We start from the raw sequence: 14,416 nt of genomic DNA on the forward strand, positions 1-14,416 counted from the left end.
TCCACTCCATTTCACTACCGTTGAAAACTGAGAGAATGTTGCAACTAACCTTAATAAATCAATCTATTTTAATATGTCAGTTAATGCGTCTTCAAGTTTATTATAGGCAAATACATAGTCGCTGTCTTTAGCTTTTTGAGGCAATACTTTTTGGCCTTCTAGTACTAGGATGCTCATCTCTCCAAGCAGTGCTTTTAGGGCGAAGCTTGGGGCTGGGAGCCAGTGTGGTTTATTTAGAACTTGTGCGATTGTTTGTCCGAACTCTTTCATTTTTACTGGGCGAGGTGCTACTGTATTTATTGGCCCTTTAATACTTGGATTGGTAATGGCATGTTGAATAAGCCCGACAACATCGTCTATGTGAACCCAGGAAAGCCATTGCTTCCCAGAGCCAACTGTCCCACCTGCCAGAAGTTTGTATGGTAAAACCATCTTCGGAAGTGCGCCTTCCTGAGAATCAAGGATAATTCCAAACCGTGTTAAAACAGTTCGAATTCCTAGTTTTTCTGCAGCTAAGGCTTCTTGCTCCCAAGTCACGACGGTTTTAGCTAAGAAATCCTCTCCATGCTCTTGGTCTGCTTCTGTAAATTCCTTTTCTCGAGAGATGCCATAATATCCTACCGCACTAGCATTGATTAGGACAGAAGGCTTAGTTTCAAGTTGGGCAAGAATTCGAATGACTTCTTTCGTTGCTTCTACTCGGCTATCTATAATTCGCTTTTTCCTGTCAGCTGTCCATCTCCCACTATTTAACGATTCCCCAGCTAAGTTTATAAATACGTCAATATCAGTTAACGAGTCTTCGGGTTTACTTCCTGAGGTTAACCATTGTACATAATGTAAGCCTTTTTCAGGAGTTTGTAGATTCTTTCTAGATAAAATGAATACTTCATGATTATTTTTCAAAAAAGCTTTTGTTAAAGCTTGGCCAACAAAGCCTGTACCACCAGTAATGGCTATTTTCATTATGATTCCTCCAATTTAAAGTATCCTTATTCCTATAATCATAACATTTTCCTTAAATATGCTATATTTAAACATGAGGTGATCTATATGGCGATTATTACAAAAATCACAACTCAAAAAAAAGCAAAAGATAGATATAATATCTTTATTGATGATGGAAAAGGTGAGAGGTATGCTTTTAGTGTACATGAGGATGTTCTAATCTCTCACAATTTACAAAAAGGTCAAGAAATTGATGAGTTTGATATAGAGGAAATAAGTTTTAATGATGATGTGACAAAAGCTTTCCAGCAGTCCTTAGTGTATCTCTCCTATCGTATGAGAGCTACATCAGAGGTTATTCAGCATTTAAAAGAAAAAGAATATGAAGATGCCGTGATACAGGAAGTCATACATAAAGTAACCAATCTGAGTTATTTAAATGATGAAGAATTTGCCGTGGCTTATGTTAATACAAACGCAAAGGTCTCCTTAAAGGGCCCTGTTGTGTTAAAGCAAGAGCTTCTTCAGAAAAAAATGCCCTCTAGGATTATTGAACACGCCTTGTCACAGTATTCATTTGATCATCAAGTACAATATGCTAAAAAATATTGTGATAAAACGTATAAAAAGACTGTGACAAGTTCAGAAAGAATGCAGAAGCAAAAAATCACAGAAGCACTGATTAGAAAGGGTTTTACACAGGATGTAATCACTATTGTCCTAGATGAGAGTGTACCAGAACGTGATGCACAAGAAGAATGGGTAGCGATTTGTAATATGGGTGAAAAGGCACATAGACGTTATTCAAAATTTAATGGCTGGGAATATAGTCAAAAGATGAAGCAATATTTATTTCAAAAAGGCTTTCCCATTGACCTAATTGAGCAATATCTTCAATCAGAGGATTGTCCGAATCCAACGATAGACTAACTAAAAAGAGAGTGAAAACATGGAAAAAAGATATAGTCAAATGACTGAATATGAGTTAACACAAGAAATTCGCTATTTAAATGAAAATGCACGTAAAGCCGAACAGATGGGAAGGCTTAATGAATTGGCTGTACTTGAACGTAAAATATTGATGGCCAAAGCATATCTGTTAAACCCAGCTGACTATAAACCAGATGAGGTTTATGAAATTGAACAGGATCCAGGAACCTTTTTTAAGATTAGTTATATGAATGGAATATTCGCTTGGGGAACTAAGCTAAATGGAGAAAATCGTGAAGATGCATTACCTATTTCAATGTTAAAAAAACCAGAAGTCAGAAAACAATTCTGACTCCTGGTTTGAGTAACCCATTTACTCACATATACTATTCGTCTGATCTTAAGTTAGATGCGCGCATTCTTTCTTGAGGATGAGTATTGATAGACCCATCAGCACGTAAAGAGGCGTATTCTGCCTTTGCTCGTGGTTCACCTTCAAATTTATTATGACTTTGATTTGGGAACCCTCGTTTTTTATTACGTACCATTGTGAGAACCTCCTCTTAGTTAAAGGCTATTTTCGTATAGATTGTGGCTTTCGTAAAAATCCTAAAAACCGGATTTTTACTTGGTAGTACATTGTCCCGTGCTTTAAATAAAGAAAGTTGCTCTTTTCTAACCAGTAATACTCGGTTTTACAGCTGAAAAAGGAGAATTACTGGACAAATGTGATTGAAAAGCAACAATGTTTTAGAAAAGAGCCTAGTTAAAAAACCTTCGTGCCTAAAAGGTGCATACATCCTTCTAAGCACGTACTACTAGTATGACTCTACGTTAACATGATATGAGAAAGAATATATGGAAAGGATGGTTTCAATTGAACGAAATCATTGAGAAACTTACTGATTTATTGTTAGAAAAAAATAAGGCTTTATCACCATCTCAGGCAAGAACCTGGATTGAACTATTATGGTCTGATTTTGAATCTTCGTATGCTAAAGCAGGTGCCCCCTATATGGGACAAGAAATGGCTGAAAGAATTGTGACTCAGTGGGTTTTAAGATATGGTGCACAATTACATGAGTTCGTGGCATCAAACCCCAAATATGCTCATTTATTAAATCAGGATAACGATAACAACATAAAGCACTAAAAGTGATTGAGATCACTTTTAGTGCTTTTCTATTTAGGAGGGTAAAATATCTAACTTTTTCCTTAGTTTTTTTTCACTAAAAATCCATCCAGTATAAGAATTCTTTATATTTAGGTCATGATCTAGATGCACAACTGCAACAAATGGATAATATCCTTTGCTACGATAACGAAGATCAATAAACCTTACTTCTGTAAACTCCGAATGCTCCTCAATTTCCCATCGGTAAACAGGAGAAAAGGATAAAAACGCAGATAAATTATCATCTATTAGAGCTGCCTCCATCAGAGGCGTCTTTGGTAAGGATTTTCGCTCAAACGTATCCTGAATAATGATTTCACCATTAACGGCTCTTACAACATGAAAATGATTCTTTGACTCCACAGCAACGTGCCATTGATTGAACTTAAAGGTTGGAGAAACAATAATCTCTGTTGTATCTGGAATAATTTTTTCGACAGAATGTACAACACTTCGCTTCATTTGAATTCGAACGACATAATATACAGCCACTACCAAAAAGACACCAATAAATGCCTGATGAGGAGCGACCCCCAACTGCCACACGATAATTCCCACTATGTGAGCGAAAAAGATAAAAGGATCAAATGTATTGATAACTCCCAAGGCTACCCATTTCCGCGAAAAAGGGCGAAGTGCCTGTGTCCCATAAGCATTAAATATGTCGACAAAAACATGAAGGATTACAGCAATAAATGTCCAAATCCATATATGCAATAAATTTACGGTAGGAAGGAATAAGCTGATAGCCCCAACAATGATAAGTGGCCACAAAAGGACTGCTGGGATCGAGTGAGTGATTCCGCGGTGGTTCCTAATATATTTCGCATTGTTTCTTAGTTTAAGAATCGTATCTAAGTCAGGTGCTTGGGACCCGATAATCGTACCAAGTAAGACTGCTTCAAGTGCTAAGGGATCTTGGTTAATAACTGGATCAATGGTGGCTATACCACCCAGCGCAATCCCCATAACAAAATGTGTGCCAGTATCCATATAAAAAGAAGGTCCTCCCTTCAAAAAGTTTACTACTTATACATATAGCTCTATTTCATAAGAAATAAACCTATCGATTACTTATTATTATGTGCAACTATAAAATGTTTTAAAAGGAGCAACTACCAATGAATCAAACATGTAGAATATACATTCAATACCAAATTAAATCCACTTATATAAAAGAGTATGAAAACATGATGAAAAAGGTCATTGATTATTTACCTTCCCTTGGTGCCAATCAAATTGATTGGTATAACTGTGAACAAGACACCTATTTAGAAAGTTTTTCTTTGCCAACTGTATCGCATTTTGTTGCTTTGAAGAAATTAAGAAACAAACGGAAGCATTCCATATTTGGGATGCTAGACCAATTTATAGAAGGTGGCATTGAAAATATCCAGATTCACGCGATTAAGGTACAATAATGATAGGAAGTCAGCTTTTTATCATAGAAAATAAAAGCAAGTAGGCTACTTTCCTGAATGACATCATGGGGGAAGACGTGTGAAGGAACTAACATATATAGAAGATTTTTTAATACAACAATTTCAGGATGATTTGATTAACTGGTTTGAGAAAGAACAACGAGATTTACCGTGGAGAGCTGATCAGGATCCCTATAAGGTCTGGGTATCAGAAATCATGCTTCAGCAAACTAGAGTTGATACCGTCATTCCATACTTTAATAACTTTATTGCTCAATTTCCCTCGATTGAGGCACTAGCTCATGCAGATGAGGAAAAGGTGCTAAAGGCTTGGGAGGGGCTAGGATATTACTCGAGAGTAAGGAATTTACAGTCAGCTGTAAAAGAGGTTCATGAAAGCTATGGTGGAATAGTACCAAATACACCAAGTGAAATCTCTAAACTTAAAGGAATTGGACCCTATACAACAGGTTCAATCCTAAGTATTGCTTACGGTATCCCAGAGCCTGCGGTTGATGGTAATGTAATGCGGGTGTTGTCTAGAATATTGTCCATTTGGGATGATATCGCAAAACCCAAAACTAGAAAAGTCTTTGAAGTAATCATAAGAGAAATCATTAGCAAGGAAAACCCGTCTTTTTTTAATCAAGGTTTAATGGAATTAGGAGCGATCGTCTGCACTCCAACATCACCTTCCTGTTTGCTTTGTCCTGTCAGAGAACACTGTAAATCTTATATGGAAGGCACACAGGCTGAATTACCAGTAAAAACTAAGAAGAATTCTACAAAAGAGGTTCCAATAGTCGTGGGTGTCTTAGTGACAAATGACAATAAGATTTTAATTCATAAACGTCCCGACTCAGGCTTGCTTGCGAGGCTTTGGGAGTTTCCAAACGTTGAGGTTCTTACTGACGTGAAGACACCTAAGGTGGTTCTTCAAGAATTTATAAAGGACAGCTATCATACTACTGCTCATATAGAAGAATTATTAGGTGCTTTTCAACATGTGTTTTCCCATCTAACATGGAATATGACCGTATATGAGGGCAGAATTGAAAATGAAATAACAGAGAACGAGCGCGTTAAATTAGTTTCAATAGAAGAATTATCACAATATGCGTTTTCAGTATCTCATCAAAAAATATGGAAACAGTTTCAGGAAAAAATGGGAAGTCAGCTGCTGAGCTGACTCCTATTTTTATTAATCCAGCTTCAGCGCCCAGTCCCTCGAAGGAAATAGAAAACACTTTTTCCTCGGTCAAATAATCCTTGAAGAGTAAAAAGGGAAAGGTCACCCTTTTTCTCTTTCAAGAACCTTGCTTGTCGGAGGCCTGCAGGATGCAGGTCAGGCAGGCTTTGCAACAGGACGTTGCGAACTTAGCCTGTCATCATTTGCTGGGGCGCTTGCGCTTTTGTTTTCAATCATATTGAACTCTTGTTCCATGCGTCCAATCCGCTTCTTGCCTTTTTAATCCACCACGATCTTCAATTTCTTCAATGATTTCTCGATGAATGGTTTGTCCCTCTGCATTTAGATAAGGAACAATCTGCTGAAAAGAATGATGATAAAACGCTAGCTCACTATCCTTCCAAGCCTTTTTCGACATCATTGAAAGTTCAGTCATATCACGACCAACATACATAGTTGAAAACTCCTTTCGCCTTAGGGTGCCTTTTATTTTTTGTCTGGCTAATCTTCTCTATGCAATAAATGTTTGTGAAGATTTGTTAAAATAAGTACAATTAGTTACATGAGATTAAGACAGGAGTGAAGAACATGTCACAAAAAGTTGCACTAGTTACAGGTAGTAGTAGAGGTATAGGAAAGGCCATTGCATTACGACTAGCGGAAATGGGCTATGATATTGTTGTCAATTACGCGAGAAGTCGTTCTGCAGCAGAGGAGACGGCAAAAGAGATTGAGGCAATAGGTAGAAAAGCAATTGTGATTAAGGCTAATGTCGGAAAACCTGAGAAAATTAAAGAAATGTTCCAGGAAATCGATCAACACTTTGATCGACTTGATATATTTGTTAGTAATGCAGCATCAGGCGTTTTGCGTCCACTAATGGAGCTTGAAGAATCACACTGGGATTGGACAATGGATATTAACAGTAAAGCGTTACTATTTTGCGCGCAAGAAGCCGCTAAGCGAATGGAAAAAACAGGCGGAGGACATATCGTTAGTCTAAGCTCACTAGGATCTATTCGATACCTTGATAATTATACAACCGTAGGTGTCTCAAAGGCAGCGGTTGAATCATTAACACGATATCTAGCGGTTGAGCTTTCACCAAAAAATATTGTCGTGAATGCAGTATCTGGAGGAGCGGTTGATACAGATGCATTAAAGCATTTTCCAAATCGTGAAGAACTATTAGAGGATGCCAGACAGAAGACTCCAGCAGGAAAAATGGTCGAGCCTGCTGATCTTGTTAATGCAGTTATGTTCTTACTATCAGATCAAGCCTACATGATTAGAGGACAAACTATTATTGTAGATGGTGGGAGATCGTTACTCGTTTAATGACGCGAGAAATATACTTAAATTGATAAAAAATTTAGTTGAATAAAGTTTTCACCTCTGGACAGATTAAAAGGTGTTGGAGGTGATAATCATGGCAAAGAAGAGTCAAGCTTCTCAAACTAACGCTTCTGAAGTACGTGCACAAAACGCTGCTTCTGCTGGTCAAGGTTCTTTCGGAACTGAATTCGCTTCTGAGACTAACGCTCAAGAAGTACGTCAACAAAATGCACAAGCTGAAGCTAAAAAAGGTCAAAATTCTTAATACTTAATTAAAAAAGCACTTCTTACCATTTCGGTGGGGAGTGCTTTTTTAGTGAAAGCAGGCGAGACTTTTGACAAAACCTCTCAAAAGTCTACATAGATAGTCAAAGGAATTCTAGCATGTGCCAAGAAATGTTTATATACCAAAGTTTATTAGAGGAGCTGACCCAAATATGTCTCGCTTTGACCTACTGGTTCGTGAACAACTTCATACAATGGACAAGCTTTTGTTTTTGCAATCTGAGCTTGAGCGCTGTCAAGCTCTTGAAATTGAACTAAAAGAGCTACAGAATAAAACAGAATTGACATCGTTAAAGGATGAAATTCAGAAAATGAAACAGGAATTAAAAGAAATTCAGCATACCTTTGAACGCCAGACAGAAGAAGTCATTACAGCCTATAAGCACCAAGAATCTACACTGACAACTGCATAATAAAGTAAAGAGTCACTAATTTTAGTGGCTCTTTTGTTTTAAATTATAGTTAGAACCGTTATAATAGTAAGAAGCGAAAAAAATATACGTATTTGGTTTTGATTATATAAAAAATTAGGATAATAGAATTATCCTATAATTTCACCGTGCTACCACTATAAAGAAAGTGGACAAGGAAATGAAAGAAGGGAGCTTATATGGGTTTTCCCATGATAGGAGAGAAAGTTCAAATACATAGCTATAAGCATAACGGGCAAATACATAGAGTGTGGGAAGAAACGGTGGTCCTTAAGGGAACACAAAGTATCGTAATAGGTGGAAATGACCGAACAACAGTTACAGAGGCTGACGGACGAACATGGATTACTAGAGAACCTGCTGTTTGTTATTTTCATGCTGATTATTGGTTTAATATTATTGGGATGTTAAGGGAGGATGGCATTTACTATTATTGCAACATCAGTTCTCCTTTCATATGGGACAAGGAAGCACTCAAATACATAGACTATGATTTAGACGTAAAGGTTTTCCCTGATATGACTTACATTTTACTTGATGAGGATGAATATGAACGTCATCGTAAGGATATGAACTATCCAAAGGTCATTGATCATATCTTAAAAAAGAATCTAGACTACTTACTTCAGTGGATTCATGGTAGAAAGGGTCCTTTTGCCCCAGATTTCGTTGATAATTGGTACGAGCAGTACTTATTATATCGTCCTTAGAATAGTGACCTGTTGATAATTAGTTCAACAGGTTTTTTGGGTTGTGGAGAGAGAAATTGTAGGATTTGTTATAGAAACACGGTGCTTTAACAGAAACTACTATAAAGAGAAGCTGGAAATGTGGTGTTTTAATGAATAGTATGAAACGTTATTTAGTCTTTGTAAAACCGTATAAATGGAAAATTGTTTTTACAATTTTAATTGGTGTGGTCAAATTTACCATTCCGTTATTGATTCCACTGTTATTACAATATTTAATCGATGATGTGATTAACGGAGAAACCTTAACCAGAGAGGAAAAGATAGATCAGCTTCTCCTTATCATGGGTGCTGCGTTTTTTCTATTTGTGGTTTTGAGGCCACCAATTGAATACATCCGGCAGTATTACGCCCAGTGGGTCGGAAGTAAAATTCTATATGATATTCGTGATCAACTCTTCACTCACCTTCAAAAGCTAAGCCTGCGTTTTTATTCAAACACACGGGTAGGGGAGGTTATTTCAAGGGTCATTCATGATGTGGAACAAACGAAAACATTCGTGATCACCGGACTTATGAATGTATGGCTCGATTTAATTACAATTGTGATAGCAATCGTCATCATGTTAACCATGGACGTTTCATTAACGATTGTAGCTGTTCTTTTGTTCCCGTTCTATGGGCTATCAGTCAAATATTTTTACAGTAGACTGAGGATGTTAACGAGAGTTCGTTCACAGGCACTGGCAAATGTACAAGGGCATTTACATGAAAGGGTACAAGGAATTCCAATCATACAAGGTTTTGCTTTAGAGGATCATGAACAAAAAGAATTTGCAGTACAAAACCAAAACTTTTTAACAAAAGCCTTAGAGCATACAAAATGGAATGCTAAAACATTCGCAGTCGTAAACACAATAACTGATGTTGCCCCGTTACTAGTTATTGGTTATGCAAGCTATCAGGTCATCTTAGGTGATATTAAAATTGGGACGATGGTTGCTTTTATTGCCTATATAGATCGATTGTATAGTCCGTTAAGAAGACTTGTAAATTCATCAACTACATTAACTCAAGCAGTAGCCTCTATGGACCGCGTATTCGAGTTTATAGATGAAAAATATGATATTGAAGATTCTCCGTCTGCAAAAGCGTTAACGAAAGTAGATGGGAAATTATCCTTTGAGAATGTATCGTTCAAATATGCAGAAGAGGAACTCCCGGTTCTAAAAAGTATTACACTGGATATGAACCAAGGAGAAACGGTTGCCTTTGTGGGAATGAGTGGCGGAGGAAAATCAACCCTGGTTAGTCTAATACCACGCTTTTATGATGTAACAGAGGGAGTAATCAAGCTTGATGGAGTTGACATTCGTGATTTACAAGTCCGTTCCTTACGTGATCAAATCGGCATTGTATTACAGGACTCGATTCTCTTTAGTGACTCCGTTAAATTTAATATATTAATGGGTAATCCTCATGCAACAGACGAAGAAGTGATTGAGGCAGCTAAGGCAGCCAATGCACATGACTTTATTATGGAATTACCAGAGGGCTATGACACGAAAGTAGGAGAAAGAGGGGTAAAGCTATCTGGAGGACAAAAGCAGCGTATTTCGATTGCTAGAGTGTTTTTAAAGAATCCACCTATCCTCCTACTGGATGAAGCCACCTCTGCTCTAGATTTAGAGAGTGAGCATCTCATACAAGAGTCATTAACACTGCTTTCTAAAAATAGAACTACATGTGTTGTTGCACATCGTCTCTCAACGATTACACATGCAGATAAGATTGTATTGTTAGATCACGGTGAGATTAAAGAAGTAGGTTCTCATGATCTGCTGATGAAAGAAAAAGGCTATTATTATGATCTATTCTCTATACAACAATTAGAAAAATAGCACAAAAAAACACCCGTTATGCAGTGACATAACGGGTGTTGCTTTTTTAGTAGTTCGCTACCATTTTAGAGTAGTCAACAGGTCCTTCTTCAATTAAATGACAAGCTACTTGATGTGTTTCACTGCTTAATTTTTGTAGCTTAGGTTCTTCAATTTGACATCTCTCCGTTGCAAACGGGCAACGAGTATGGAAGCGACAACCTGTTGGTGGGTCAATTGGAGACGGAACATCTCCTTGTAAGATAATACGTTCTTTCTTCTCTTCCAGGATATTTGTACTTGGAATCGCAGAAAGTAATGCTCTTGTATATGGATGTTGAGGGTTCTCAAATAAAGACTTCTTATCAGCAATCTCAACAATTTTTCCTAGATACATAACAATAATACGATCTGATATATGACGTACTACACCAAGGTCATGAGAAATGAACAGGTACGTTAACTTAAAATCACGTTGTAATTCTTTTAAAAGGTTTAAAACCTGTGCTTGAATCGATACGTCAAGGGCAGAAACTGCTTCATCACAAATAATAAGCTTTGGATCAACAGATAAAGCACGAGCGATACCAACACGTTGACGTTGTCCACCACTAAATTCATGCGGATGACGGTCAATTTGGTGTGCACCAATACCAACTGTTTCAAGTAGTTCAACAATCTTTTGACGGCGCTCCTTAGCTGGAACGACATTTTGTATTTCAAGCGCTTCTTCTAAAATTTGACTTACTGTTTGACGAGGGTTTAATGAAGCATAAGGATCCTGGAAAATGATTTGTAGATCCTTACGCTTTTTTCTCATCTTAGACTTGCTTAGTGCAAGAAGGTCTTCACCTTCGAAATTTATTTCTCCTGAAGTTGGGTTATCTAGACGAAGAATGGCACGACCTGTAGTCGATTTTCCACAGCCTGATTCTCCAACGATACTTACCGTTTCACCTTCATATACTTCAAAACTAACGTCATCTACCGCTTTAACATGATTAACCGTTCTGCCAAAGATACCACCAGTGATAGGGAAGTATTGCTTTAGATTTTTAACTTCTAATAAAGGCTTTTTACTCATGTGCCCCTACCTCCTCTTTTTCCCATTTCTCAGTATGAATCCAACATCTAACTTGGTCTCCATCTTCTAGAGTTTCTAGGTTAGGTAGCTCTGACTGACAAATTGCTCTTGCATGTGGACAACGAGGTGCGAAACGACAGCCTTTCGGTAAATTAAATGGACTTGGTACAGACCCTTCAATTACAGATAAGTCACCTTCGTAATCACGATCATGCTTTGGTACAGAGTTTAATAGACCGATTGTATATGGATGCTTTGGATTGGTGAAAATAGTTTTAACATCTGCATACTCAACAATTTTTCCGCAATACATGACAGCAACCTTGTCACACATTTCAGCTACAACACCAAGGTCATGCGTGATTAACATTAAAGAAGTACCTAGTTCTTCTTGTAATTTCTTCATTAAGTCTAAAATTTGAGCTTGAATTGTAACGTCTAGAGCTGTTGTAGGCTCATCAGCAATTAAAAGCTCCGGATTACAGGCTAACGCAATCGCGATCATAACACGTTGACGCATACCACCTGAAAGTTCAAATGGATATTGCTTAGCGCGTTTTTCTGGTGAAGGAATACCAACAAGGCGAAGCATCTCAACAGCTTTAGCCCAAGCATCTTTACGATTTAACTTTTGGTGAATACGAACCGATTCAGCAATCTGCTCACCACAGGTTAACGTTGGATTCAATGATGTCATCGGCTCTTGGAATACCATTGAAATGTTATTTCCACGGATTTTCATCATATCTTTTTTAGATTTATCTAATAGGTTTTCACCTTTAAATAAAATTTCACCGCCAACAACCTTACCAACTGGCTCTTGAAGAAGTCTTAAAATAGATAAGGAAGTGATACTTTTTCCAGATCCAGATTCACCAACGATTCCAACTGTCTTTCCTTTTTCGATTGAAAAGTCAACACCATCAACTGCTTTAACTTCACCTTCATCAGTAAAGAAAGAGGTTCTTAAGTCTTTAACTTCTAATATTTTTTCTGTCATTATTTTCACCGTCCCCTTAGTTTAAGTCGATTCGCTTGTTAATTAAGCGGTACAAGATATCAACGATGAAGTTTACAATAACGAATAGAACCGCACAAACTAAGATAGTACCTTGAACCATTGGGAAGTCATGTGCACGGATCGAATCGATAATTAAACGTCCTAGACCGTTGATTGCGAATACTGTTTCTGTGATAACAGCTCCACCTAGTAAACCACCGAATTGAAGACCAACTACAGTTACTACAGGAATTAAAGCATTTCGTAATGCATGCTTATAAATAACTAATTTATCACTTACACCTTTTGCATAAGCGGTACGGATAAAGTCTTGATTAACTACTTCTAACATACTAGAACGTGTCATACGAGCAATAATCGCTGCACCACCAGTACCTAAAGTAATCGCTGGTAAGATCATATGCTCCCAAGTTCCCCAGCCTGCAACAGGTAACATTTTTAAGTCAACTGCGAAGAAGTAAATTAACATAATTCCAAGCCAGAAATTAGGCATGGATAGACCAAATAAAGCAAATATCATTAATGAAACATCAGCAATTGAATACTTTCTAGTAGCAGAAATGATCCCAGCAATTAAACCGATAATCACAGCTAATCCTGTACCAATAAAGGCTAACTGAACCGTAATCCAAAAACGCTCAGTAAAAATTTCTTCTGTTACAGAACGATTTGTACGGATGGAATTTCCTAAATCACCTTGAATCGCGTTTCCTACATAACGGAAATATTGTTCATATAACGGATCGTTTAGGCCCAGATTCTCTCTCATTTGTTCTATTTGTGCTTCATCGGCATTTTCACCGGCCATGATTTTTGCAGCATCACCAGGAATTAAATGCATCATTAGGAATACAGCAAGAGTAACTCCAAGCATAACGGGAATGGTTTGGAATAACCTTCGGATAATGTATATTAACATTTTATTCTCACCTTCTTAATGTTAGTTTTTTGTCTTAGGATCTAGCGCATCTCGTAAGCCATCACCAAATAGATTAAAGCCGATTACAACAATTAAAATAACAATACCTGGGAATAGAGTGATATGTGGCGCTTGAGCTACATATGAACGACCTTGACTTAGCATCGTACCCCATTCAGGATCGGGTGGCTGTGTACCCATTCCAAGGAACGAAAGTGCACTGGCTGTAATGATTGCGGATGCAATGTAAAGTGTTGCCTGTACAATAATAGGTGAGACAATATTTGGTAAAATATGCTTAAAGATGATTCTGAAATCACTTGAACCCATCGCACGAATAGCATCAATATATTCGAGTTTTTTAACACTTAGTGTTGATCCTCGAACAATACGCGCAAATGTTGGTACCGCGAAGAATGCAACGGCTATAATTACGTTGACCGTACTAGCTCCCAACACACTTACAATTGCTAGTGCTAGTAAGATACCAGGGAAAGCTAATAGTACGTCAGTTATTCTCATAATGAAGGAATCAATTCGTCCTCCATAATAGCCTGCTACAATACCAAGTACAATCCCTACAAAAGCACCAAGCACTGTAGAAAGAACTCCAACTGTTAGAGAGATTCTCGCTCCATATAGAAGTCTACTAAGAATGTCACGTCCTTTGTCATCAGTTCCTAACCAGTGTTCAGCAGAAGGACCCTCAAGCTTTTTTGTGATCTCTATGTGTATAGGATCGTGAGGAGCAATAACTGGCGCGAATATTGCTAATAAGGTAAATAATACAACGATGAAACCACCTGCTAAAGCTGCTTTGTTTTTAGCAAGCTTTTTATAGAATGCTTTTGTACGAGCAGCTTTTGCATTGTATGGCTTCACAGGAGCTACTGCATTTGTTTGAAGTTGTGGTTGACTCATGCTTTATCTCATCCTTTCTATTTGTAAAGCAAATTTACTTAAAATTAATAGAACACCAAATTATATGATAGCTAGAATACTAACATATTACAATAGATTACTTTTTGAAATATATAGAATATTATTGGAAAATAATTAGAAAAGTAGTTATAAAGGAGATTTTTAGCTTTTAAACGTATTTCTTCCTAT

18 protein-coding genes are annotated in these 14,416 nt (G+C 37.4%); 10 read left to right on the forward strand and 8 right to left on the reverse strand.

Annotated features, from left to right (window positions below):
• Positions 1–63 precede the first annotated feature (63 nt).
• Complete coding sequence (locus G4D63_RS16665; RefSeq protein ID WP_163180811.1) at positions 64–966, reverse strand: TIGR01777 family oxidoreductase; 903 nt, start codon at positions 964–966, stop codon at positions 64–66.
• An 87-nt stretch (positions 967–1,053) separates the two neighbouring features.
• Here G4D63_RS16665 and recX point away from each other — a divergent pair, with 87 nt between their 5' ends.
• A complete protein-coding gene (gene recX / locus G4D63_RS16670) occupies positions 1,054–1,878 on the forward strand; it encodes a recombination regulator RecX (protein WP_163180812.1) in 825 nt (274 codons plus the stop codon).
• Between the two features lie 19 nt (positions 1,879–1,897).
• Complete coding sequence (locus G4D63_RS16675) at positions 1,898–2,230, forward strand: YfhH family protein (RefSeq protein WP_163180813.1); 333 nt, start codon at positions 1,898–1,900, stop codon at positions 2,228–2,230.
• Positions 2,231–2,264: 34 nt separating this feature from the next.
• Here the strand turns inward: G4D63_RS16675 and G4D63_RS16680 are convergent, their stop codons facing one another.
• Positions 2,265–2,426 carry a small, acid-soluble spore protein K gene (locus G4D63_RS16680; RefSeq protein ID WP_163180814.1) on the reverse strand — a complete coding sequence of 54 codons (162 nt, stop codon included), beginning with the start codon at positions 2,424–2,426 and terminating at the stop codon, positions 2,265–2,267.
• A gap of 329 nt (positions 2,427–2,755) precedes the next feature.
• Between G4D63_RS16680 and G4D63_RS16685 the strand changes: the two genes are divergently transcribed.
• A complete protein-coding gene (locus G4D63_RS16685; RefSeq protein ID WP_163180815.1) occupies positions 2,756–3,031 on the forward strand; it encodes a YfhJ family protein in 276 nt (91 codons plus the stop codon).
• Positions 3,032–3,064: 33 nt separating this feature from the next.
• Here G4D63_RS16685 and G4D63_RS16690 read toward each other — a convergent pair whose 3' ends face one another.
• Positions 3,065–4,045 (reverse strand): metal-dependent hydrolase, encoded by a 981-nt coding sequence (locus tag G4D63_RS16690; RefSeq protein WP_163180816.1) that lies wholly within the window; start codon positions 4,043–4,045, stop codon positions 3,065–3,067.
• Positions 4,046–4,173: 128 nt separating this feature from the next.
• Between G4D63_RS16690 and G4D63_RS16695 the strand changes: the two genes are divergently transcribed.
• Positions 4,174–4,473 (forward strand): hypothetical protein, encoded by a 300-nt coding sequence (locus G4D63_RS16695; RefSeq protein ID WP_163180817.1) that lies wholly within the window; start codon positions 4,174–4,176, stop codon positions 4,471–4,473.
• Between the two features lie 79 nt (positions 4,474–4,552).
• Positions 4,553–5,662: an A/G-specific adenine glycosylase gene (gene mutY / locus G4D63_RS16700; RefSeq protein ID WP_163180818.1), complete on the forward strand. Its 1,110-nt coding sequence runs from the start codon at positions 4,553–4,555 to the stop codon at positions 5,660–5,662.
• Positions 5,663–5,891: 229 nt separating this feature from the next.
• On the opposite strand, the gene G4D63_RS16705 is transcribed toward mutY, so the two are convergent.
• Positions 5,892–6,116 carry a hypothetical protein gene (locus G4D63_RS16705; protein WP_163180819.1) on the reverse strand — a complete coding sequence of 75 codons (225 nt, stop codon included), beginning with the start codon at positions 6,114–6,116 and terminating at the stop codon, positions 5,892–5,894.
• Positions 6,117–6,250: 134 nt separating this feature from the next.
• Here G4D63_RS16705 and fabL point away from each other — a divergent pair, with 134 nt between their 5' ends.
• The 5 genes from fabL (at position 6,251) to G4D63_RS16730 (ending at position 10,303) form a co-directional block, all read left to right on the forward strand.
• A complete protein-coding gene (fabL, locus tag G4D63_RS16710; RefSeq protein WP_163180820.1) occupies positions 6,251–7,000 on the forward strand; it encodes an enoyl-[acyl-carrier-protein] reductase FabL in 750 nt (249 codons plus the stop codon).
• 91 nt (positions 7,001–7,091) lie between these two features.
• A complete protein-coding gene (locus G4D63_RS16715; protein ID WP_163180821.1) occupies positions 7,092–7,262 on the forward strand; it encodes a gamma-type small acid-soluble spore protein in 171 nt (56 codons plus the stop codon).
• Positions 7,263–7,434: 172 nt separating this feature from the next.
• On the forward strand, positions 7,435–7,695 hold the full coding sequence (locus G4D63_RS16720; protein ID WP_163180882.1) for a YgaB family protein: 261 nt from the start codon (positions 7,435–7,437) through the stop codon (positions 7,693–7,695).
• A gap of 197 nt (positions 7,696–7,892) precedes the next feature.
• Entirely contained in the window at positions 7,893–8,423 is a 531-nt protein-coding gene (gene ntdP / locus G4D63_RS16725) for a nucleoside tri-diphosphate phosphatase (protein ID WP_163180822.1), read from the forward strand.
• 131 nt (positions 8,424–8,554) lie between these two features.
• Positions 8,555–10,303, forward strand: coding sequence for an ABC transporter ATP-binding protein (locus G4D63_RS16730; RefSeq protein WP_163180823.1), 1,749 nt, complete (start codon positions 8,555–8,557; stop codon positions 10,301–10,303).
• A gap of 46 nt (positions 10,304–10,349) precedes the next feature.
• On the opposite strand, the gene G4D63_RS16735 is transcribed toward G4D63_RS16730, so the two are convergent.
• The 4 genes from G4D63_RS16735 to nikC are packed head-to-tail and all read right to left on the reverse strand — an operon-like array spanning position 10,350 to position 14,227.
• Positions 10,350–11,366 carry an ABC transporter ATP-binding protein gene (locus G4D63_RS16735; protein WP_163180824.1) on the reverse strand — a complete coding sequence of 339 codons (1,017 nt, stop codon included), beginning with the start codon at positions 11,364–11,366 and terminating at the stop codon, positions 10,350–10,352.
• On the reverse strand, positions 11,359–12,366 hold the full coding sequence (locus G4D63_RS16740; protein ID WP_163180825.1) for an ABC transporter ATP-binding protein: 1,008 nt from the start codon (positions 12,364–12,366) through the stop codon (positions 11,359–11,361). The genes G4D63_RS16735 and G4D63_RS16740 overlap by 8 nt, the downstream gene beginning before the upstream one ends.
• 16 nt (positions 12,367–12,382) lie before the next feature.
• Positions 12,383–13,306 carry an ABC transporter permease gene (locus G4D63_RS16745; protein ID WP_163180826.1) on the reverse strand — a complete coding sequence of 308 codons (924 nt, stop codon included), beginning with the start codon at positions 13,304–13,306 and terminating at the stop codon, positions 12,383–12,385.
• Positions 13,307–13,327: 21 nt separating this feature from the next.
• The gene (nikC, locus tag G4D63_RS16750) at positions 13,328–14,227 is read right to left on the reverse strand and encodes a nickel transporter permease (RefSeq protein ID WP_163180827.1); all 900 of its coding nucleotides are present in this window, start codon (positions 14,225–14,227) and stop codon (positions 13,328–13,330) included.
• Positions 14,228–14,416: the final 189 nt, after the last annotated feature.

This window comes from Bacillus mesophilus (genome assembly GCF_011008845.1).
GTDB classification, from domain to species: domain Bacteria; phylum Bacillota; class Bacilli; order Bacillales; family SA4; genus Bacillus_BS; species Bacillus_BS mesophilus.

Excerpts from the sequence above, each read along its gene's own strand:
- G4D63_RS16665 (WP_163180811.1), bottom strand. The coding sequence starts at position 966 with ATGAAAATAGCCATTACTGGTGGTACAGGCTTTGTTGGCCAAGCTTTA.
- recX (WP_163180812.1), top strand. The coding sequence starts at position 1,054 with ATGGCGATTATTACAAAAATCACAACTCAAAAAAAAGCAAAAGATAGA.
- G4D63_RS16675 (WP_163180813.1), top strand. The coding sequence starts at position 1,898 with ATGGAAAAAAGATATAGTCAAATGACTGAATATGAGTTAACACAAGAA.
- G4D63_RS16680 (WP_163180814.1), bottom strand. The coding sequence starts at position 2,426 with ATGGTACGTAATAAAAAACGAGGGTTCCCAAATCAAAGTCATAATAAA.
- G4D63_RS16690 (WP_163180816.1), bottom strand. The coding sequence starts at position 4,045 with ATGGATACTGGCACACATTTTGTTATGGGGATTGCGCTGGGTGGTATA.
- G4D63_RS16695 (WP_163180817.1), top strand. The coding sequence starts at position 4,174 with ATGAATCAAACATGTAGAATATACATTCAATACCAAATTAAATCCACT.
- G4D63_RS16705 (WP_163180819.1), bottom strand. The coding sequence starts at position 6,116 with ATGTATGTTGGTCGTGATATGACTGAACTTTCAATGATGTCGAAAAAG.
- fabL (WP_163180820.1), top strand. The coding sequence starts at position 6,251 with ATGTCACAAAAAGTTGCACTAGTTACAGGTAGTAGTAGAGGTATAGGA.
- G4D63_RS16715 (WP_163180821.1), top strand. The coding sequence starts at position 7,092 with ATGGCAAAGAAGAGTCAAGCTTCTCAAACTAACGCTTCTGAAGTACGT.
- G4D63_RS16720 (WP_163180882.1), top strand. The coding sequence starts at position 7,435 with ATGTCTCGCTTTGACCTACTGGTTCGTGAACAACTTCATACAATGGAC.
- ntdP (WP_163180822.1), top strand. The coding sequence starts at position 7,893 with ATGGGTTTTCCCATGATAGGAGAGAAAGTTCAAATACATAGCTATAAG.
- G4D63_RS16730 (WP_163180823.1), top strand. The coding sequence starts at position 8,555 with ATGAATAGTATGAAACGTTATTTAGTCTTTGTAAAACCGTATAAATGG.
- G4D63_RS16735 (WP_163180824.1), bottom strand. The coding sequence starts at position 11,366 with ATGAGTAAAAAGCCTTTATTAGAAGTTAAAAATCTAAAGCAATACTTC.
- G4D63_RS16740 (WP_163180825.1), bottom strand. The coding sequence starts at position 12,366 with ATGACAGAAAAAATATTAGAAGTTAAAGACTTAAGAACCTCTTTCTTT.
- G4D63_RS16745 (WP_163180826.1), bottom strand. The coding sequence starts at position 13,306 with ATGTTAATATACATTATCCGAAGGTTATTCCAAACCATTCCCGTTATG.
- nikC (WP_163180827.1), bottom strand. The coding sequence starts at position 14,227 with ATGAGTCAACCACAACTTCAAACAAATGCAGTAGCTCCTGTGAAGCCA.